Source organism: Kitasatospora sp. NBC_00039, from assembly GCF_045160625.1.
Taxonomy (GTDB): domain Bacteria; phylum Actinomycetota; class Actinomycetes; order Streptomycetales; family Streptomycetaceae; genus Kitasatospora.
The window spans coordinates 4,089,431-4,110,002 of record NZ_CP108289.1; the positions used below are offsets into that span (position 1 = coordinate 4,089,431).

The 20,572-nt window shown below is 68.6% G+C and carries 17 protein-coding genes and 2 rRNA genes; 6 read left to right on the forward strand and 13 right to left on the reverse strand.

Annotated elements, in window-relative coordinates:
• Positions 1-115: 115 nt before the first annotated feature.
• The gene (locus tag OG286_RS18060; RefSeq protein WP_241002623.1) at positions 116-466 is read right to left on the reverse strand and encodes a hypothetical protein; all 351 of its coding nucleotides are present in this window, start codon (positions 464-466) and stop codon (positions 116-118) included.
• Positions 467-705: 239 nt separating this feature from the next.
• On the opposite strand from OG286_RS18060, the gene OG286_RS18065 reads away from it, so the two are divergent.
• On the forward strand, positions 706-1,911 hold the full coding sequence (locus tag OG286_RS18065) for an NlpC/P60 family protein (protein WP_405365477.1): 1,206 nt from the start codon (positions 706-708) through the stop codon (positions 1,909-1,911).
• Positions 1,912-2,104: 193 nt separating this feature from the next.
• Entirely contained in the window at positions 2,105-2,812 is a 708-nt protein-coding gene (locus OG286_RS18070) for a phosphatase PAP2 family protein (protein ID WP_396325428.1), read from the forward strand.
• Between the two features lie 55 nt (positions 2,813-2,867).
• Here the strand turns inward: OG286_RS18070 and OG286_RS18075 are convergent, their stop codons facing one another.
• Positions 2,868-3,059 carry a hypothetical protein gene (locus tag OG286_RS18075; protein ID WP_396325429.1) on the reverse strand — a complete coding sequence of 64 codons (192 nt, stop codon included), beginning with the start codon at positions 3,057-3,059 and terminating at the stop codon, positions 2,868-2,870.
• A gap of 159 nt (positions 3,060-3,218) precedes the next feature.
• Between OG286_RS18075 and OG286_RS18080 the strand changes: the two genes are divergently transcribed.
• A complete protein-coding gene (locus OG286_RS18080; protein WP_396325430.1) occupies positions 3,219-4,118 on the forward strand; it encodes a hypothetical protein in 900 nt (299 codons plus the stop codon).
• Positions 4,119-4,290: 172 nt separating this feature from the next.
• The gene (locus OG286_RS18085; protein WP_396325431.1) at positions 4,291-4,494 is read left to right on the forward strand and encodes a hypothetical protein; all 204 of its coding nucleotides are present in this window, start codon (positions 4,291-4,293) and stop codon (positions 4,492-4,494) included.
• Between the two features lie 73 nt (positions 4,495-4,567).
• Here the strand turns inward: OG286_RS18085 and OG286_RS18090 are convergent, their stop codons facing one another.
• On the reverse strand, positions 4,568-4,975 hold the full coding sequence (locus OG286_RS18090) for a metal-sensitive transcriptional regulator (protein WP_396325432.1): 408 nt from the start codon (positions 4,973-4,975) through the stop codon (positions 4,568-4,570).
• 385 nt (positions 4,976-5,360) lie between these two features.
• Between OG286_RS18090 and OG286_RS18095 the strand changes: the two genes are divergently transcribed.
• Positions 5,361-5,981, forward strand: coding sequence for a DUF47 family protein (locus tag OG286_RS18095; RefSeq protein WP_329489086.1), 621 nt, complete (start codon positions 5,361-5,363; stop codon positions 5,979-5,981).
• Between the two features lie 5 nt (positions 5,982-5,986).
• The gene (locus OG286_RS18100) at positions 5,987-6,982 is read left to right on the forward strand and encodes an anion permease (protein WP_405365479.1); all 996 of its coding nucleotides are present in this window, start codon (positions 5,987-5,989) and stop codon (positions 6,980-6,982) included.
• 140 nt (positions 6,983-7,122) lie between these two features.
• Here the strand turns inward: OG286_RS18100 and pstB are convergent, their stop codons facing one another.
• From pstB to OG286_RS18150, 10 genes are all read right to left on the reverse strand, one after another.
• Positions 7,123-7,899: a phosphate ABC transporter ATP-binding protein PstB gene (gene pstB / locus OG286_RS18105; RefSeq protein WP_396325435.1), complete on the reverse strand. Its 777-nt coding sequence runs from the start codon at positions 7,897-7,899 to the stop codon at positions 7,123-7,125.
• Between the two features lie 70 nt (positions 7,900-7,969).
• A complete protein-coding gene (gene pstA / locus OG286_RS18110; protein WP_405365481.1) occupies positions 7,970-9,046 on the reverse strand; it encodes a phosphate ABC transporter permease PstA in 1,077 nt (358 codons plus the stop codon).
• Positions 9,047-9,149: 103 nt separating this feature from the next.
• A complete protein-coding gene (gene pstC, locus OG286_RS18115) occupies positions 9,150-10,130 on the reverse strand; it encodes a phosphate ABC transporter permease subunit PstC (RefSeq protein WP_396325437.1) in 981 nt (326 codons plus the stop codon).
• Between the two features lie 145 nt (positions 10,131-10,275).
• Positions 10,276-11,409: a phosphate ABC transporter substrate-binding protein PstS gene (pstS, locus tag OG286_RS18120; RefSeq protein ID WP_396325438.1), complete on the reverse strand. Its 1,134-nt coding sequence runs from the start codon at positions 11,407-11,409 to the stop codon at positions 10,276-10,278.
• A gap of 227 nt (positions 11,410-11,636) precedes the next feature.
• Entirely contained in the window at positions 11,637-12,095 is a 459-nt protein-coding gene (locus OG286_RS18125; RefSeq protein WP_396325444.1) for an NUDIX hydrolase, read from the reverse strand.
• 82 nt (positions 12,096-12,177) lie between these two features.
• Positions 12,178-13,263 (reverse strand): CHAD domain-containing protein, encoded by a 1,086-nt coding sequence (locus OG286_RS18130; RefSeq protein WP_396325439.1) that lies wholly within the window; start codon positions 13,261-13,263, stop codon positions 12,178-12,180.
• Between the two features lie 197 nt (positions 13,264-13,460).
• Positions 13,461-15,638 (reverse strand): RNA degradosome polyphosphate kinase, encoded by a 2,178-nt coding sequence (locus OG286_RS18135; protein WP_396325445.1) that lies wholly within the window; start codon positions 15,636-15,638, stop codon positions 13,461-13,463.
• A 289-nt stretch (positions 15,639-15,927) separates the two neighbouring features.
• On the reverse strand, positions 15,928-16,959 hold the full coding sequence (mshD, locus tag OG286_RS18140) for a mycothiol synthase (protein WP_396325441.1): 1,032 nt from the start codon (positions 16,957-16,959) through the stop codon (positions 15,928-15,930).
• A 75-nt stretch (positions 16,960-17,034) separates the two neighbouring features.
• Positions 17,035-17,151: ribosomal RNA gene (gene rrf / locus OG286_RS18145) — 5S ribosomal RNA — on the reverse strand.
• An 85-nt stretch (positions 17,152-17,236) separates the two neighbouring features.
• Positions 17,237-20,359 (reverse strand): 23S ribosomal RNA (locus tag OG286_RS18150).
• Between the last annotated feature and the right edge of the window lie 213 nt (positions 20,360-20,572).

The window sequence follows — 20,572 nt, forward strand, 5'->3', positions numbered from 1 at the left end:
TGGGCGGGCGCGGAGGGCGGGGTGATGGGTGGACTCCCGGCGGGGACTCCGGCGGATCGTGGCGGCCGGACGGCCGGGCGGGCTCACCGCCTGTCTCGTCGGCCCTGTCCGATCGTCAGATGGCCATGCCGTACACAATGGTGAACAGAGTGCCGAGTGATCCAATGATGAACACGCCGGTCAGCCCGGCGATGATCAGCCCCTTGCCCTGTTCGGCACCGAAGCTGTCGCGCATGGCGGTGGCGCCGATGCGCTGCTTGGCCGCGCCCCAGACGGCGATGCCGAGGCAGGCCAGGATCGCCACGGCCATGACGACCTCGACCATCACCCGGGCCTCCGACCCGAGGCTCGCGAACGGGCCCCAGTCCGGGGCGATCCCGCCGATGATGGTGTCGATATTCGGCTTCTTTGGTGGGTCCTCGGCCAGGTGGCCGATCGCGATGCTGTTCACGCTGCTCAGGTTCATTTCCGTCTCACCGCCCGATCAGGCAAATTCAAGGGCCCAGACCCCGCCCGCGCGAAGGGTCGGTACCTATTCTTGGCCGGATCTGATGTCGACTTGGCTGCTTCTCGCGGATTGGTCGTGAGGTATGGGACACGTACGCGAGGATGTCCACCGTACGAAGGATAGCGCTCACTCTTTGTATCTCTGATGATTGCGGTGAGCAACGCCTTCCGGGACACTTCGACTGACGATTCGTCGGGATGGTGCTGATGGTACTCCGGAAGGCCGGTACGGCCGCCGCCGCTGCGGGAGTTGTCGCGGTCGGCTTCATCTGCATGGTCACGGTCGCGACGTATGCGGCGAGTGGTGCGCCGCAGCAGTCGGCCAATCGCTCCGCGCTCTCGCCGGGCACCGTTCCGGCGGCCTACCAGGCATCGATCCAGCAGTGGGGCGCGCTCTGTCCGGAGATCTCGCCGCCGATGCTCGCGGCGCAGCTGTACCAGGAAAGCGGTTTCGACCCGCGTGCCCGGTCGGGCGTGGGCGCACAGGGAATGGCGCAGTTCATGCCGGAGACGTGGGGAACATACGGCACGGACGGCAACAATGACGGCAAGAAGGACGTCTGGGACCCGATGGACGCGATCGCCTCGGCGGCCACGTTCGACTGCGCCCTCGCCAAGGACGTCTCCAAGGTGCCGGGCGACCGCCAGGCCAACCTGCTGGCCGCCTACAACGCCGGCCCGTACGCGGTGACCAGGTACAACGGGGTGCCGCCGTACAAGGAGACCCAGGGCTACGTGAAGAACATCCAGGCGATGGCCCGCAGCTTCACGGCGCCGACGGCGCCGGTGGAGGTCTCCCAGCAGTCCTCCGGCGCGATCTACTTCGCGCAGACCAAGCTCGGCACCCCGTACCTGTGGGGCGGCGAGGGGCTGCCGTCGCAGAACGGGCGGTTCGACTGTTCCGGGCTCACCCAGGCCGCGTACGCCAGTGTGGGGATCACGCTCCCCCGGGTGGCCAACGACCAGTGGTACGCCGGGCAGCACCCCTCGCGCGACCAGCTCCGCCCGGGGGATCTGGTCTTCTGGGCAACGGACCTGACGGATCCGCGGAGCATCCACCACGTCGGTATCTACGTCGGCGGCGGGTACATGATCAACGCGCCGCACACGGGTGCGGTGATCCGCTACGACAAGATCGACACCCGGGAGTACATCGGTGCCACCCGAGTCACCTCGGACAGCGCGCAGGCGCTGCCGGGGCGCAACGCGGACGGCAGCATCACCGCCCCGAGCCGCCCGGGCACCACCGCTCCGGAGACCCCGGCCCCGACCCCCACGCCGATCCCGGCCGCCCCCTCGGCCGCCGCCGCCCTGGGGGCGCCCGCCGCCGGCCCGGCGTCCCGGGCGGCCGCCGCGGCCGACCCCACCCCGACAGGTCCAGGTCAAACGCCTGCAAAGAGCTGACCCTCCCCGGACCGCCGGGTGTGCGTGCACTGTGGACGCTGAGTCAAGTTTCGATAACCGCGTGTTTCCGTGGAACGCTGTAGCCCGGTTATGACGTTCTGTCCGATGGCCCCACGTCACCTTCCCGGACAGGAAGGGGCGGGCGGGCCACGGCCGGAACGACCAGGTGCTGCGGACCAGAAGGAGGTGCGGCGTGTCGACGCCGCTTGCCGACACGACCAACCCCGACCTCGGCCTGCTCTACGCCGTCAACGGCCTGGCCAAGCGCTCCCCGGAGTGGCTGGACCACCTGGTCTCCTGGATCGGTGAGTACGGCATCCTGATCGGCCTGGCCCTGCTCGGCCTGGTCGGCTGGCTGCAGGCCAGACGCCGCCCGGACGCCCCGGTGGCCGTCGCCGGCCTGCTCTGGGCACCGCTCTCGGTCGCCATCGCCGAGCTGGCCAACCTGCCGATCGCCGCCATCGTGGACCGCCCGCGCCCGTTCGTCGACCACACCGGGCTGGACGTGCTGGTGGACGGCAAGGCCGGCACGCACTCCTTCGTCAGCGACCACTCGACGATGTCGATGGGCATCGCGGTCGCGTTGTTCCTGGTGAACCGCCGGCTCGGCTGGATCGCCGGGGGGCTCGCCCTCCTGCAGGGCTTCTGCCGGATGTACATGGGCGTCCACTATCCGACCGACGTGATCGGCGGCTTCGCGCTCGCCACCGCGGTCGTCCTGCTGCTGGCACCGATCGCGATGGCCGTGCTGGTCCCGCTGTGCCACGCACTGGCTCGGACCGCGGCCGCCCCGCTGATCCGGGCCCCGCAGAGCGGCCCGCGCGGCGGACGGCGGCGCGGTGGCGGGCGCGGCCCCGTCCGGGCCGACGAGCAGCCGCCGGAGTCCGACCTGGCGGCCTGAGGCCCGGCCCCGAAGGCCGGTGCCGTCTTCCTTCCCGGAACGCCGTCCCCGACGGCTAGGAGCCGCCGGCGCCGTTCTCCACCAGGTGGTCGGCGGCCTCGCGTCTGCTCAGGTCGCGGGAGCGGCGGGCCGGTGAGAACCAGCCGCAGCTGCAGGTCGCGAAACAGAAGGAACCGCGCTCGCTGATCGCGACACGGTGCTCGGGCATCGGGGTGGTGCCGGGGTCAGCCGGCAGCTCACTGTGCACGTGCCTCACGGTAACCCGCCGGGCCCCCGGCGCGCGACGCCCGCTGCGCGCCGGGTTCCGCGTAACCCCCCGGACCTCAACTCGTTTGCCCGGCAAGAGCTCTGCCCACCCGGTGGTGGTGGCCGGCGGGGCAGTCGGGCCCGAGGGGGTTGTCGCGAGATGAAGATCACCGGCGTGCAGCGCAGCGGCCGGCGGCACGGCCGCCCGCTGCCACACCTGCGGTCGGCGGCCGGAGCCGTCGCCCTCGCCGCCGCCCTCACCGGGCTGGTCGGCTGCTCCGGCGCGTCCGACGGCTCCGCCGACCGGAAGGCGGCCGCCCCCGACCAGCTCTCCGCCGACCCGGTGACGGCCGTCCGCAACGCCGCCGACATCACCGGTCGGACGGGCTCCGCGCACACCACCACCGAGCTGGTCACCGAGTCCGCCGACAGGAAGGCCGTCTTCACCGGCACCGGCGGCTACGACTACGTGAAGCGGATCGGGCGGCTGGAGGTGACGGTGCCGCCCGGCGCGGCGACCACCGGGAAGATCGTCGAGGTGGTCCTGCCGGGCACCGTCTATCTGCAGAACAGCGGCGCCAAGGTGCCCGAGGGCAAGTGGGTCAAGCTGGACGTGCGCCAGCTTCCGGACGGCAACCTCGTCTCCAGCGGCGCGACCGACCCCGCCTCCGCCACCGGCGCGCTGCGCGGGGCACAGAAGGCGGACCTGGTCGGCACCGAGACGGTCGGCGGGGTGGCCCTGAAGCACTACCGCGGCACCCTGGACCTGACCAAGGCGGCCGAGGCCACCGGCGGCCGGGGCGGGGACGGCCTGCGGATGGCGGCGCAGACCTTCACGGTCAAGGAGGTCCCGTACGACGCCTGGCTGGACGAGCAGGGCCGGCTCCACAAGGTGGTCGAGGTGTTCACCTTCGCCGGGGTGGCCGGCTCCAAGGAGGCGAAGGACCAGGTGAAGGTGACGTCGACCACCGCGCTGGCCGACTTCGGCAAGGCGGTGGAGGCGGCCGAGCCGCCGGCCTCCGACATCTACGCGATGAAGCCCACGGAGAGCCCGAAGTAGCGGGGCGCAGGGGCGCCGTCGGCGTCGGTGGACCGCCCGGAGCGGTCGGGCCCACCCGTTTCGGCGGCGCCGAGATGGCCCGTCCGTGCCATGTGGGCGGGCTCCGAAGTGCCTAGGCTGGACGTCGGGTGGCTGCCGCCCGGGCTGGCGAGGCACTGAAGGGGTGGTGCAGGTGGTGTCGTCCACGGGCGGCCGCAGCGGCGGCCACGACGACGCGGCCCTCGACGAGATCGACCTGGCCGGTGAGCTGATGATCGCCGCCACGGCCAGCACCGACGACCGGCTGCCGACCGAGCGGATCGACGAGGTGCTGCTGGACCGGCCCGACGGCGGGGTGTCCGCCGACGGGCCGCCGGAAGCGGGGGGCCAGAACTGAGAGTGGGCGCCGGTACCTCCGCCGTGCGGGAGCGCCCGGGGTGCGGCTGCGCGGGGTGCGGCTGCCCAGCGTCTCAGCTGCGCAGCAGCCGGGCGATCGCGGCGGTGGCCTCCGCGACCTTGGCGTCCAGCTCGGTGCCGCCCTCCTCGGCGGCCGCGGCGACGCAGTGCCGCAGGTGTTCCTCCAGCAGCGAGAGCGCGAAGGACTGCAGGGCCTTGGTGCTGGCCGAGACCTGGGTGAGCACGTCGATGCAGTAGACGTCCTCGTCGACCATCCGCTGGAGACCGCGGATCTGGCCCTCGATCCGGCGCAGCCGCTTGAGGTGGGCGTCCTTCTGCCCGCTGTACCCGTGGGGCCCGTGGCCGGCGTGCTGGTCGGCGTGCTGGTCGGCCGCCTCCGCGGCGGCCGGCACCGGCTGGTCGCCGCCCGGCTCCGCCCCGGGCGCGTGGTCCGGCTGGGTGCGCGCTTCCGTCGTGGTCATCGGCCCGCCTTCGTCTGAGTGCCTCGGTGGCTGCGTCGGCCTCCAGTGTCCAACACCGGGGCCGGTCCCGGTGTTCCTCCGGCGCAAGTCCGCAGGCCCGGAGCGCACCGGAGAGGTGTCCGGGCGGCTCCGAAAGGGGTGTGCGGAGGGGCTCCCCCTTCCGGGCCGACACCGCAGTCTTCCGCCCGCACGCCGGGGGCAATCCGGGCGAGGTTCCGTCAGACTGGGGGCTCGTGTCCGCACATGGGCGTGCGGCCCGGGTCCACTGCTGCGGCAGGCAACCGGAAGAGGAGGTTCCGGCTCCTCCCTCACCACCCCGTTTGCACGATTGCGCTTGGTTGCACCTAGCATCGTTCAGTCCCTACCCCGCACATCGGAGATTTCCGTGCGTTTTAGCCTGACCCCGAAGGAGACGAGCTTCTACGACATGTTCGCCGCGGCAGCGGAGAACCTCGTCGTCGGGTCGAAGCTCCTGCTGGAACTGCTGGGATCAGACGTGTCGGCCCGCGCGGAGATCGTCGAGCGCATGCGCGCCGCCGAGCACGCCGGGGACGACACCACCCATGCCGTCTTCCACCAGCTGAACTCGTCCTTCATCACGCCCTTCGACCGCGAGGACATCTACAGCCTCGCCTCGTCGCTGGACGACATCATGGACTTCATGGAGGAGGCCGTCGACCTGGTCGTCCTCTACGACATCCAGACCCTGCCCAAGGGGATCGAGCAGCAGATCGAGGTGCTGGCGCGCGCCGCCGAGCTCACCGCCGAGGCGATGCCGAACCTGCGCACCATGTCCAACCTCACCGAGTACTGGATCGAGGTCAACCGCCTGGAGAACCAGGCCGACCAGATCCACCGCAAGCTGCTCGCCCACCTGTTCTCCGGCCAGTACGACGCCATCGAGGTGCTCAAGCTCAAGCAGGTCGTGGACGTTCTTGAGGAGGCGGCGGACGCTTTCGAGCACGTCGCCAACACGGTGGAGACCATCGCCGTCAAGGAGTCCTGACCCTCGTGGACATGGCAGCACTCATCGCCGTCCTCGGCGTTGCGTTCTTCTTCACCTACACCAACGGCTTCCACGACTCGGCGAACGCCATCGCCACCTCGGTCTCCACCCGGGCGCTGACCCCGCGGGCCGCGCTCGCGATGGCCGCCGTGATGAACCTGGCCGGCGCCTTCCTCGGCAGCGGCGTGGCGCACACCGTCTCCAAGGGCATCATCGAGACACCCACCGGCAGTCAGGGCATGGCGATCCTCTTCGCCGCCCTGGTCGGTGCGATCACCTGGAACCTGGTCACCTGGTACTTCGGCCTCCCGTCCTCCTCCTCGCACGCGCTGTTCGGCGGCATGGTGGGCGCGGCACTGGCCGGCGGCACCGAGGTGATCTGGAGCGGCGTCCTGGACAAGATCGTCATTCCGATGATCGTCTCGCCGATCGTCGGCCTGATCGGCGGCTTCATCGTGATGCTGGCGATCCTCTGGGTCTTCCGGCGGGCCAACCCGCACCGCGCCAAGCGCAACTTCCGGGTCGCCCAGACCGCCTCGGCCGCCGCCATGGCCCTCGCACACGGCCTGCAGGACGCCCAGAAGACCATGGGCATCGTGGTGATGGCCCTCACCATCTCGGGCCACCAGAGCACCGACGCCATCCCGGTCTGGGTGAAGATCTCCTGCGCCACGATGCTCTCGCTGGGCACCTACGCGGGTGGCTGGCGGATCATGCGGACCCTCGGTCGCAAGATCATCGAGCTGGACCCGCCGCAGGGCTTCGCGGCCGAGGCCACCGCCTCGACCGTCATGTACATCACGTCGTTCGTCTTCAAGGCGCCGATCTCCACCACCCACGTGATCACCTCGGCGATCATGGGCGTGGGGGCCACCAAGCGGATCCGCGCGGTCCGCTGGGGCGTGGCGAAGAACATCGTGCTCGGCTGGTTCATCACGATGCCGGCGGCCGCCATCGTCGCAGCGCTGGTGTACTGGTTCATCCACCTGTTCTGGGGCTGAGCCTCCGGACGCCCCTGGAACTGACAAGGGCCCGCCCCCACATCTCGGGGGCGGGCCCTTCTTCATACTTCGCGGCGGCACCGCCATGCAGCACCGCGAAGCAGTCTGTGGGTCGGGGCTCCTCGGGAGGAGCGGCCCGACTAACCGAAACGGCCCGAGATGTAGTCCTCGGTCGCCTGCACGGACGGGTTGGAGAAGATCCGCTGGGTGTCGTCCAGTTCGATCAGCTTGCCCGGCTGGCCGACCCCGGCCAGGTTGAAGAAGGCGGTGCGGTCGCTGACGCGGGCCGCCTGCTGCATGTTGTGCGTGACGATGACGATGGTGAACTGGGACTTCAGCTCGCCGATGAGGTCCTCGATGGCGAGGGTGGAGATCGGGTCGAGCGCGGAGCAGGGCTCGTCCATCAGCAGGACCTGCGGCTCGACCGCGATGGCGCGGGCGATGCAGAGGCGCTGCTGCTGACCGCCGGAGAGGCCGGCGCCCGGCTTGTTCAGCCGGTCCTTGACCTCCTTCCAGAGGTTGGCGCCCTTGAGGGACTTCTCCACCACGCCGTCCAGGACGGACTTCTTGCGCACGCCCGCGAGCTTCAGTCCGGCGACCACGTTGTCGTAGATCGACATGGTCGGGAACGGGTTCGGACGCTGGAAGACCATGCCCACCGAGCGGCGGACGGCGACCGGGTCGACCGAGGAGCCGTAGAGGTTCTCGTCGTCCAGGAGCACCTTGCCCTCGACCCGGGCGCCGGGGATCACCTCGTGCATCCGGTTGAGGGTGCGCAGGAAGGTGGACTTCCCGCAGCCGGAGGGGCCGATGAAGGCCGTCACCGAACGGGGTTCGATGCTCATCGAGATGTCCTCGATGGCCTTGGTGGTGCCGTAGAAGGCGGACAGTCCGCTGACGTCGATGCGCTTGGCCATGATCTTTCGTCTTCTCTCGCCCGCGGCCGGGGGCCGCTGATGAATTCTGTGTCGTACGTCAGTCGGAGGCTCAGTGTCCGCCCTTGGGCGAGCGCCAGCGTGCGATGCCCCGGGCGATGAGGTTGAGCCCCATCACGAAGGCGATCAGCACGAGCGCGGCACCCCAGGCGCGGGCGTAGCCGTAGTCGTTGTTGACCATGGCGTACTGCTGCCAGATGTACATCGGCAGCGACTGCTGCGGACCGTCGAACGGGTTGCTGTTGATGTAGTCGGCACCGAACACCAGCATCAGCACCGGGGCGGTCTCGCCGGTGATGCGGGCGACCGCGAGCATCAGACCCGTGGTGATGCCGCCGATCGCGGTGGGGAGGACGATCCGCAGGATGGTCTTCCACTTCGGCACACCGAGCGCGTACGAGGCCTCGCGCAGCTCGTTCGGGACGAGCTTCAGCATCTCCTCGGTGGAGCGGACCACCACCGGCATCATCAGGATCGCGAGTGCGATGGCGCCCGAGAAGCCGGAGTAGTTGAAGCCGAGGGCGACGTTCCACAGGGAGAGGACGAACAGACCGGCGACGATCGACGGGACACCCGTCATGACGTCGACGAAGAAGGTGACCGCCTTGGCGAGCCGGCCGCGGCCGTACTCGACGAGGTAGACGGCGGTCAGCAGGCCGATCGGGGCGGCCATCGCGGTGGCCAGCAGGACCTGCTGCAGGGTGCCGATCAGCGCGTGGTAGATACCACCGCCCGGGCCCGCCTGCAGGACGCCCTTCATGGAGTGGGTCAGGAAGTTGCCGTCCACCACCGCGGCACCCTGCTGGACGGTGTAGACGGTCAGCGCGATCAGCGGGACCACGGCCAGGATGAAGGCGACCCAGACCACCGAGGTGGCGAAGCGGTCCTTGGCCTGGCGGCGGCCCTCGACCCGGGCGGCGAGCCCGTAGCTGATCGCCAGGAACAGCAGCGCGGAGATCAGACCCCACTGCAGGTGGCTCTCCAGGCCGCCGAGCGCGCCGATCGCGCAGCCCAGGGCGATCGAGCCGGCGGCGACGGCGGCCGGGGCCCGCTTGGGCAGCCGGTTCGCGGTCAGCGGGCGGCCGACCGGGCGGGCGTCCGCCGGAACGGTAGTGGTCGCGGCGCTCATGCGGCCCTCCTCGCTGCGCTCGTCGGGGCGCATGCGCGCAACCCGCACCCTTCGATGATTCGCTCTCCCCCGGCCTTCGGCAGGGAGCACCCCCATCGCTCACTCATGCGTTGGCCCCCGAGTACTCCTTGCGGCGGGCGACGATCAGCCGCGCGGCACCGTTCACCAGCAGGGTGATCACGAACAGGACGAGGCCGGAGGCCATCAGCGCGTCCCGGCCGAAGGGCTGGGCCTCGCTGAACTTCAGCGCGATGTTCTGTGCGAAGGTGCCGCCGCCCGGGTCGAGCAGGTGCAGCGAGAGAACGTTGTTGGAGGAGAGCACCACCGCGACCGCGATGGTCTCGCCGAGCGCGCGGCCGAGGCCGAGCATCGAGGCGGAGATGATGCCCGGGCGGCCGAACGGCAGCACCGCGGTGCGGATCATCTCCCAGCGGGTCGCGCCGAGCGCGAGCGCGGCCTCCTCGTGCATCCGCGGCGCCTGCCGGAAGACCTCGCGGCTCACCGCGGTGATGATCGGCAGGATCATGATGGCCAGCAGGATGCCGACGGTGAACAGGGTGCGCGGCACGGTGCCGGTCCGGGACTGGTCGAAGACGTACGTCCAGCCGAGGTACTCGTCCAGCCAACTGGTCAGCCCGTACAGGTGCGGCACCAGGAAGAGCGCGCCCCAGAGGCCGTAGATGATGCTGGGCACGGCCGCCAGCAGGTCCACCAGGTAGGCGAACGGCTGGGCGATCCGGCGCGGCGCGTAGTGCGAGATGAACAGCGCGATGCCGATGGCCACCGGCACGGCGATCGCCATCGCGATGACCGCGCTGACGATGGTGCCGAACGCGAGGACGGCGATGCCGAAGACCGGCTTCGGGGCGTCCGGCGTCCACTCGAAGGTGGTGAGGAAGTTGCCCTGGTTCTTGCCGAGGGCGATGCCGGAGCGCCAGGCCAGGAACCCTGCGATGGCGGCCATGACGACCAGCAGCAGGATGCCCGAGCCTCGCGCGGCATTCATGAAGATCTTGTCGCCGAGCCGGCTGTCGCGCTTGCGGCGTTCCCTGCCTCGCGGGGCGGCAGGGGTGGATGAAGTCATTGGTCTACTCCGGTCTGGTGGTGCTGCCCCGAGGGGGCGGCACCCTGGCGGCGGTGCCCCGGACGTGCTTCTCGGTCTCTGCTCCCGGTGGAGCGGCCCCGACCCCCCTCGTTCACGGGGCCGCTCCACCGGAGGTCCTACTGGATCAGGCCAGCGTCGGGATGACGGCGTTGACCTTGTCGGTCAGCTCCTTGGGGAGCGGCACGTAGCCCTTCTCACCAATGGCCTTCTGGCCGGCGTCGCTGATGCCGTAGGCGAGGAAGGCCTTCAGGGTGTCGAGGGTGTCGGCCTTGTTGCCCTTGTCGCAGACGATCTCGTAGGTGACCAGGACCAACGGGTAGGCGCCCTCGTCCTTGGTCGCGTAGTCGAGGGTCAGCGCGAGGTCGCTGCCGGTGCCGGCGATCTTCGCCTTGGCGAAGGTGGTGGCGGCGTTGGCGGCGGTGGCCTCGACCGGCTTGGAGGCGCCGGTGTTGATCGCGGCGCTCTTCAGGTTGTTGGTCTGGGCGTACGCCAGCTCGGCGTAGCTGATCGAGTTCTTGACCTGCTTCACCTGGGCCGCGACACCGGCGGAGCCGTTGGCGCCCTGGCCGCCCTTGCCCGCCCAGGCCTTGCCGGCCGGGTAGGACCAGGCGCCGCCCGAGACCTTGGCGAAGTACTTGGTCAGGTTCTCGGTGGTGCCGGAGTCGTCCGTGCGGTGGACGGCCTGGATGTCGGCGTCCGGCAGCTTGGCGCCCGGGTTGAGGGCGGCGATCGCCGGGTCGTTCCACTTGGTGATCTGCGAGTCGAAGATCTTGGCGATGGTCGGGCCGTCCAGGACCAGGTTGTCGACGTTGTCCACGTTGTAGACGATCGAGACGAGACCCGCGACGAGCGGCAGGTTGACGCCCTGGCCGCCGGTGCAGACCTTCTTGCTGTCCTCGACCTCGGCCGGCTTCAGCGCCGAGTCGGAGCCCGCGAACTGGATCTTGCCCTGGTTGAACTGCTGGACACCGGCACCCGAGCCGCCGCCACCGTAGTTGATGGAGGCTTCCTTGCAGGCCGCACCGAAGTTGGTCTTCAGGACGTCGATCGCGGTGCCCTGGGCGGTGGAGCCCGCGGAGAGCAGGGCGGTGGGCTTGCTGCCACAGTTGATCGCGGCCGGAGCGGACCCGCTGGAACCGCTGCCGGCGTTGGTGTTGTTGTTCTCGTCCGAACCGCAGGCGGCGAGCGACAGCGAGCTGACGAGCGCCATGGCACCGATGGCGAGGGCCTTGGAGCGGCCGTTCCGCTGGAGCTTCACAGGGATGTCCCTTTCTGTGGCATTGCCCGGCGCGCGGGCCGTACGAAGACGGCGGAGCGCGGGTTTTGCTGTGGTCCGGGGCCCGTGCGGCCCTCCGGTATCCCCGAAGTTAGGCCGGGTAAGTGACACGTCAGCCGGTCGGAAGTGAACGGCGAGTGAACCTCGAACGGATGGCAGGAAACTACGTCAGGTAGTAACGGTTGCGTCACGGCAAGGGCGCGGGGAGATCACTTCCACTGTTCCTTCACCGACGGCCGGCCCCGCCCACCGGCCACCGGCCGGGCGCCCAGCAGCTCCAGCAAGGCGTCCACCAGCACCCGGTCCCGCTCGTGCGTGAGCCGCGCCCGCGCCTTCCCGGCCGGCAGCCAGTCCAGCCGGTCCACCTCCCGGCTCGGCCGGAACGCCCCGGCGGACGGCACCGCCGCCCAGTACCTGACCTCCTTCGGCCGCCCCTGCGCCAGGTAGTGCTGGGCCGGCAGTTCATCCCCCAGCACGCAGCTGAACCCGGTCTCCTCGCGCACCTCGCGCAGCGCCGCCTCGACCACGCCCTCGCCCGGGTCGAGCTTGCCCTTGGGCAGGCTCCAGTCGTCGTACTTGGGCCGGTGGATCACCGCGATCCGCGGCCGCCCCAGCCGGCCGCTCTTCTTGGGCCGCCCGGGCAGCCAGAGCACCGCGCCCGCGGCCAGGACGACCGGCGACCGCCCGCCGCCGGGGCTGCTGCTCGTGAAGGGGCCATCGGCCTGCTCGGTGCTCAGGCGGTTGCGCAACTCATGCCATCCGGGGTGCGGGGTCGGACCCCCAGCCCTCGGCCGGGGGAATCTCCAGCCCACCGTCCAGGCCGGACGGGAGCTCGGGCCACCGGTGGCCGAAGGCGTACCGTGCCGCCTCCACCTCCAGTCGTTGATCAGCATGCACCACACCGAGCACGTACGCCGTCGCGGGCGTGATCCTCGGCGTCCGTGCCGCGGTGGCCGCGGTGACCGCGGCGTCCGCCGCCTCCTGGTGCCGGCCCAGCACCTCGTCCAGCTCGTCCAGCTCGACGGCCGGCCGGCCGCACACCTCCAACGCGTACCGGGCCCGCTTCACCAGGATCCGCACCCGGTGCCACGGGGCGTCGTCCGCCGCGAGCGCCGCGTCCGCGTCCACCGCGCCCCGGGCCGGCGGCACCGAGCCGAGCCGGCGCAGCCCGTCCCCGCCGTACGGGGTGGCGGCCCGCTGCAACGGCAGCTGCCGGGCGCTCGCGGCCAGCGCGGTGAACGCCGCCCCGGCCTGCGGCAGCAGCACCGCCGCGGCCCGGCCGTCCGCCGCGTCCAGCATCGGCGCCTCGGCGACCAGCAGAGTCATCCGGTCCGCCAGCGCGTGCAGCCGCGCCGAACGCAGCTCCTGGAGCACCGACGTGTGCGCCCTGGTCCGGGCCAGGGTCAGCTGGCGGTCGAGCAGCGCCCGCGCCTTCGGCACCCCGGCGTGGCCGGCGAGCATCCCCGCGCCGTCCGCCTCGCTGCCGCTCAGCGCGTCCAGCGCGCCCAGCAACCGGGCCGAGCGGCGGACGTACCCCGGCTCCAGAGCCAGCAGGTTGAGCAGCCAGCGAAGCTCGGTGCGCGACTCCTGCGCCCAGGTCTGTTCGAACGTGCCGCCGAAGGTGTGCAGCAGCCCGCCGATCCGCCGCACCGCCCGCAGCAGGTCGGCCGTCCCGACGGACGGGACGACGGCCATCCCCGGTCTGGCGCCGACCTCGCCCACCGCCTGCGGCAGCGCGCGCAGGAACACGCCGGCCTGGGCGGTGAGATGGCTGGAGAGGATGTCCCCGGCGGTCGCGGTGGAGGCCGCCAGGGCCGTCATCGGCGCATCGGTCATGACTAGCTAGATCCCCGTTCCCCCGGGGCCGTCCCCCGGGGCTGGTGGCCGACCGCTGCGGCGGGTCCCGACCGCTCAGCGGCTCGCATCAGTGGCTCGCGTCAGTGGCACGCATCAGTGGCCGCCGCCCTCGCCGGCCTCGGCCTCGGTGGCACGCGTCGGTGGTCGTGGCCGGGCGCCGCGGCAGCGGCGCACCGTCACCGGGCCGCGGCGGCCCGGCGGCGCTGGCGCGAGTCGATGAGCAGGTCCTGGACGTGCCGCAGCGACTTCCCCTCCGCGTCCTGGGCGTGGCGCGTCCACGCCCCGTCCGCCCCCAGGTGCCAGGACTCCGTCTCGTCCGACACCCCGAGGTCGATCAGTCCGGACAGCTCGGCCCGGTGCGCCGGGTCGGTGATCCGCAGCAGCGCCTCGATCCGGCGGTCCAGGTTGCGGTGCATCATGTCGGCGCTGCCGATCCACACCTCCGGATCGCCGTTGTTGCCGAACACGAAGATCCGCGAGTGCTCCAGGAAGCGCCCGAGGATGCTGCGCACCCGGATGTTCTCGCTCAGCCCGGGCACCCCCGGGCGGATCGCGCAGATCCCGCGCACCCAGACGTCCACCGGCACGCCGGCCCGGGAGGCCCGGTACAGCGCGTCGATCACGGCCTCGTCGACGATCGAGTTGACCTTGAGCTTCACGTACGCCGGACGACCGGCCCGGTGGTGGGCGATCTCGTTGTGGATCCGCGAGATCAGCCCGTCCCGCAGCCCGCGCGGCGCGGTCAGCAGCCGGCGGTACGACTCGCGGCGCGAGTAGCCGGAGAGCCGGTTGAAGAGGTCCGAGAGGTCCGCGCCGACCTGCGGGTCCGAGGTCAGCAGCCCGATGTCCTCGTACAGCCGGGCCGTCTTCGGGTGGTAGTTGCCGGTGCCCACGTGCGAGTAGCGCCGAAGGGTGTCCCCCTCCTGGCGGACCACCAGCGACAGCTTGCAGTGCGTCTTGAGCCCCACCAGACCGTAGACGACGTGGCAGCCGGACTCCTCCAGCTTGCGGGCCCACTTGATGTTGGCCTGCTCGTCGAAGCGAGCCTTGATCTCGACCAGGACGAGCACCTGCTTGCCGGACTCCGCCGCGTCGATCAGCGCATCCACGATCGGCGAGTCACCGGACGTCCGGTACAGCGTCTGCTTGATCGCCAGCACGTCCGGGTCGCCCGCGGCCTGCTCGAGGAAGGCCTGCACCGAGGTGGAGAAGCTGTCGTACGGGTGGTGCAGCAGCACGTCCCGCTCGCGCATCGCGGCGAAGATGTCCGGCTGGGAGGCCGACTCGACGTCGGTCAGCCCACGCGCCGTACCGGCCACGAACTTCGGGTACTTCAGCTCCGGACGGTCCAGGTCGGCGATGCCGAACAGGCCGGTCAGGTCGAGCGGACCGGGCAGCGGGAAGACCTCCGCCTCGGTGATGTTCAGCTCCCGCACCAGCAGGTCCAGGATGTAGGGGTCGATCGACTCCTCGACCTCCAGCCGCACCGGCGGGCCGAAGCGCCGCCGCATCAGCTCCTTCTCCAGGGCCTTGAGGATGTTCTCGGTGTCGTCCTCCTCCACCTCGAGATCCTCGTTGCGGGTCACCCGGAACGCGTGGTGCGCCAGCACCTCCATGCCCGGGAAGAGCTCCTCCAGGTGCGCCCCCATCACGTCCTCCAGCGGCACGTACCGCTGCGGCGACGCCTCCAGGAACCGGGCCAGGGACTGCGGGACCTTCACCCGGGCGAAGTGCTTGTGGCCCGAGACCGGGTTGCGCACGACCACGGCGAGGTTGAGGGAGAGCCCCGATATGTACGGGAAGGGGTGCGCCGGGTCCACCGCCAGGGGGGTGAGCACCGGGAAGATCTTCTGCCGGAACAGGGTGTGCAGGCGGGCCTGCTCCTTCTCGGCCAGCTCCGGCCAGCGGACCAGCTCGATGCCCTCGGCGGCGAGGTCCGGCAGGACCTCCTGCTGGAAGGCGGCGGCGTGGCGGGCCATGAGCTCGCGCGAACGGGTCCAGATCAGATCCAGGACCTCGCGCGGCTGAAGGCCCGAGGCACTGCGCTGGGCCACTCCGGTGGCGATCCGGCGCTTCAGGCCGGCCACCCGGACCATGAAGAACTCGTCCAGGTTGCTCGCGAAGATCGCCAGGAACTTGGCCCGTTCCAGCAACGGGATCGCAGGGTCCTCGGCCAGCTCCAGGACCCGCTCGTTGAACGCGAGCCAGCTGCGCTCGCGGTCCAGGAAGCGGCCCTGGGGCAGTTCCTCCTGGTCCTGCTCGTCGGCGGCCGGCAGCTCCGGCGCTATCCCCAGGGCACTGGACATTCTGGCCGGAGGCGACAGCGGGGCAGAGACGGGGCGGGGGATGCTCATGGGCTCCAGCTCCTCCAGCAGGACGGCGTCCGGACGCGACAGGCTCTGCGGGCCCTCGTTCTCGCCCAGCGCCAACGCCCACCCGCCCGGCGCGGTCAACACGGGACCGGCCGGCAGGCGTCGCCGACGCTGCACGAACGAGACACTGCGGACTTCATCCTGTGATCTTCGCGGCAGCAATTGAATCCACGGTAAACACCGCATGGCCAGGAGGAAAGCTGAGTCGGTCGGAGCCGGGGCCGGACCGGTGTCGTACGACCGGCCGGTTGCCTCCGGCCCCGGCTCTCCGCTATGCCCCGCTCGGCTCGTGGTGCGTGCGGTACTCGGCGCGGTACATCAGGTCCACCTCGTGAATGATGAACCCCAGTCGTTCATATACCCGCACAGCGGCCGGATTGTCGGCATCGACGTAGAGAAGTACGGTCGCCAGCCCCCGCTCACCCGGGCCGCCGCCGGTCAGGTGCCGCAGGCCGGCCGCGGTCAGTGCCCGGCCGAGGCCGCTGCCCTGCTCCGCCGGGTCCACCCCGACCACGTACACCTCGCCCAGCGCCGGCTCGGTGGCCGTCGCCGGGTGCACCTTGGTCCAGTGGAAGCCCACGACCTTGCCCTCACGGGTGGCGAGGAAGAAGCCCGCCGGGTCGAACCAGGGCTCGGCCAGCCGGTCGGCGAGGTCCCGCTGCGTCCAGGCGCCCTGCTCCGGGTGGTGGGCGAAGGCGAGCGCGTTCAGCCGCAGCCACTCCGCGTCGTCGACGCCCGGACGGAACGTCCGTAGCTCGACCCCGTCGGGGAGCGCGACCTCCTCTGTCTGCGGCCCGGTCCGGCGCATCTGCCGCAGCTCGCGGACCAGCTCGGCGCCGTACCGCTCGGCCAGATGGCGGGCAGCCGGGTGGCCGCCGTGCACCCAGAAGTCGACGTGGTCCCGGCCGGCGCGGTGCGCCTCGGCGAGAACCGCGTCCACCAGCGGGCGACCGTAGCCCCGGCCGCGCACGGCCGGAACGACCACCAGCTCGGCGGAGGGGTTGGCATCACCGGCTTGGGGGACCTCGAGCTGGCCGTAGCCGGCGATGTCCTTGGCTTCACGGCCTTCGTGCTGGACGAGGTGGACCACCCCGGCGCGGGCGGAGTCGGAGGAACGCAACCGGAGCCGCCCCTGCTCGGAGACCGCCTCCCGGCCGTCCACCGCCTGAGCGTCCGCCAGGACGCGCAGTGCGCCGTCCCGCACATCCGGCGAAAGCACCTCACGGGCGACGACCACCGCGCCCTCGCCGGTCGCCGGTGTTCCGTCGTAGACCCGTTCCTGCTGAGCGTCCTGATCGTCCATGCCCTGACGATACGTCAACCTGAAACGCAAAGAACCCCCACCCGGATCCCGGGTGGGGGTTCTTTGTGAATGATTGTTCGGCGGCGTCCTACTCTCCCACAGGGTCCCCCCTGCAGTACCATCGGCGCTGTGAGGCTTAGCTTCCGGGTTCGGAATGTAACCGGGCGTTTCCCTCACGCTATGACCACCGAAACACTATGAAACTGTCGGCCGCACCCATACCGTGACCAGGCATGGGGGTCGTTGTTTCAGAACAACACAGTGGACGCGAGCAACTGAGGACAAGCCCTCGGCCTATTAGTACCGGTCAACTCCACCCCTCACAGGGCTTCCATATCCGGCCTATCAACCCAGTCGTCTACTGGGAGCCTTACCCTCTCAAGGAGGTGGGAGTGCTCATCTCGAAGCAGGCTTCCCGCTTAGATGCTTTCAGCGGTTATCCCTCCCGAACGTAGCCAACCAGCCATGCCCTTGGCAGGACAACTGGCACACCAGAGGTTCGTCCGTCCCGGTCCTCTCGTACTAGGGACAGCCCTTCTCAACACTCCTACGCGCACAGCGGATAGGGACCGAACTGTCTCACGACGTTCTAAACCCAGCTCGCGTACCGCTTTAATGGGCGAACAGCCCAACCCTTGGGACCTACTCCAGCCCCAGGATGCGACGAGCCGACATCGAGGTGCCAAACCATCCCGTCGATATGGACTCTTGGGGAAGATCAGCCTGTTATCCCCGGGGTACCTTTTATCCGTTGAGCGACGGCGCTTCCACAAGCCACCGCCGGATCACTAGTCCCTACTTTCGTACCTGCTCGACCCGTCAGTCTCACAGTCAAGCTCCCTTGTGCACTTACACTCAACACCTGATTGCCAACCAGGCTGAGGGAACCTTTGGGCGCCTCCGTTACCCTTTAGGAGGCAACCGCCCCAGTTAAACTACCCACCAGACACTGTCCCTGATCCGGATCACGGACCCAGGTTAGACATCCAGCACGACCAGAGTGGTATTTCAACGACGACTCCACAACAACTGGCGTTGCTGCTTCAAAGTCTCCCACCTATCCTACACAAGCCGAACCGAACACCAATATCAAGCTATAGTAAAGGTCCCGGGGTCTTTCCGTCCTGCTGCGCGAAACGAGCATCTTTACTCGTAATGCAATTTCACCGGGCCTATGGTTGAGACAGTCGAGAAGTCGTTACGCCATTCGTGCAGGTCGGAACTTACCCGACAAGGAATTTCGCTACCTTAGGATGGTTATAGTTACCACCGCCGTTTACTGGCGCTTAAGTTCTCAGCTTCGCCTGGACGAATCCAAGCTAACCGGTCCCCTTAACGTTCCAGCACCGGGCAGGCGTCAGTCCGTATACATCGCCTTACGGCTTCGCACGGACCTGTGTTTTTAGTAAACAGTCGCTTCTCGCTGGTCTCTGCGGCCACCCCCAGCTCTGGCAGCAAGTGCCGTCACCAGGAATGGCCCCCCTTCTCCCGAAGTTACGGGGGCATTTTGCCGAGTTCCTTAACCATAGTTCACCCGAACGCCTCGGTATTCTCTACCTGACCACCTGAGTCGGTTTGGGGTACGGGCCGCCATGAAACTCGCTAGAGGCTTTTCTCGACAGCATAGGATCATCCACTTCACCACAATCGGCTCGGCATCAGGTCTCAGCCTTAATGAGTGACGGATTTGCCTATCACTCGGCCTACACCCTTACCCCGGGACAACCACCGCCCGGGCTGGACTACCTTCCTGCGTCACCCCATCGCTCACCTACTGCAGACTTGGTCCGGCGGCTCCACCACGTCCCTTTGTCCGAAGACTCCGGGCCGGCTTCGCGGCCTTAGCATCACCTGGTTCAGCGTTGGCGCTTCAAAGCGGGTACGGGAATATCAACCCGTTGTCCATCGACTACGCCTGTCGGCCTCGCCTTAGGTCCCGACTTACCCTGGGCAGATCAGCTTGACCCAGGAACCCTTGGTCAATCGGCGCAAGAGTTTCTCACTCTTGTATCGCTACTCATGCCTGCATTCTCACTCGTGTACCGTCCACGACTGGTTTCCACCGCCGCTTCACCCGGCACACGACGCTCCCCTACCCATCACAGCAGGCGTTGGCCCTTCATGCTGCAATGACACGACTTCGGTGATGTGCTTGAGCCCCGCTACATTGTCGGCGCGGAATCACTTGACCAGTGAGCTATTACGCACTCTTTCAAGGGTGGCTGCTTCTAAGCCAACCTCCTGGTTGTCTCTGCGACTCCACATCCTTTCCCACTTAGCACACGCTTAGGGACCTTAGTCGGTGTTCTGGGCTGTTTCCCTCTCGACCATGGAGCTTATCCCCCACAGTCTCACTGCCACGCTCTCACTTACCGGCATTCGGAGTTTGGCTAAGGTCAGTAACCCGGTGAGGCCCATCGCCTATCCAGTGCTCTACCTCCGGCAAGAAACACGTGACGCTGCACCTAAATGCATTTCGGGGAGAACCAGCTATCACGGAGTTTGATTGGCCTTTCACCCCTAACCACAGGTCATCCCCCAGGTTTTCAACCCTGGTGGGTTCGGTCCTCCACGAAGTCTTACCTCCGCTTCAACCTGCCCATGGCTAGATCACTCCGCTTCGGGTCTTGGGCGTGCAACTCAAACGCCCTATTCGGACTCGCTTTCGCTACGGCTACCCCACACGGGTTAACCTCGCTACACACCGCAAACTCGCAGGCTCATTCTTCAAAAGGCACGCAGTCACGAGACACACAGCAAGCTGCATGTCCGACGCTCCCACGGCTTGTAGGCACACGGTTTCAGGTACTATTTCACTCCGCTCCCGCGGTACTTTTCACCATTCCCTCACGGTACTATCCGCTATCGGTCACCAGGGAATATTTAGGCTTAGCGGGTGGTCCCGCCAGATTCACACGGGATTTCTCGGGCCCCGTGCTACTTGGGAGTTTCTCAAACGAGCCGCACAGATTTCGTCTACGGGGGTCTTACCCTCTACGCCGGACCTTTCGCATGTCCTTCGACTATCCATACGGTTTCTGACTCGCCGACCGGCCGGCAGACCGGTCAAGAAAAATCCCACGACCCCCAAGTGGCAACCCCTGCCGGGTCTCACACCACCTGGGTTTAGCCTCATCCGGTTTCGCTCGCCACTACTCCCGGAATCACGGTTGTTTTCTCTTCCTGCGGGTACTGAGATGTTTCACTTCCCCGCGTTCCCTCCACATACCCTATGTGTTCAGGTATGGGTGACAGCCCATGACGACTGCCGGGTTTCCCCATTCGGAAACCCCCGGATCAAAGCCTGGTTGACGGCTCCCCGGGGACTATCGTGGCCTCCCACGTCCTTCATCGGTTCCTGGTGCCAAGGCATCCACCGTGCGCCCTTAAAAACTTGGCCACAGATGCTCGCGTCCACTGTGCAGTTCTCAAACAACGACCAGTCACCCACCCCCAAGACCCGAACGGATCTCTTCAGTGGGACCGGCATCTCTGAAGCAACAGCCATACGGCCGTTCCCTCAGGACCCAACAACGTGCCCGACACATCATGCAGTGCTCTGTGTTCCACGCCGAAGCAGTACTAACAGGCCCTACCTGATGTGCCGAATAGT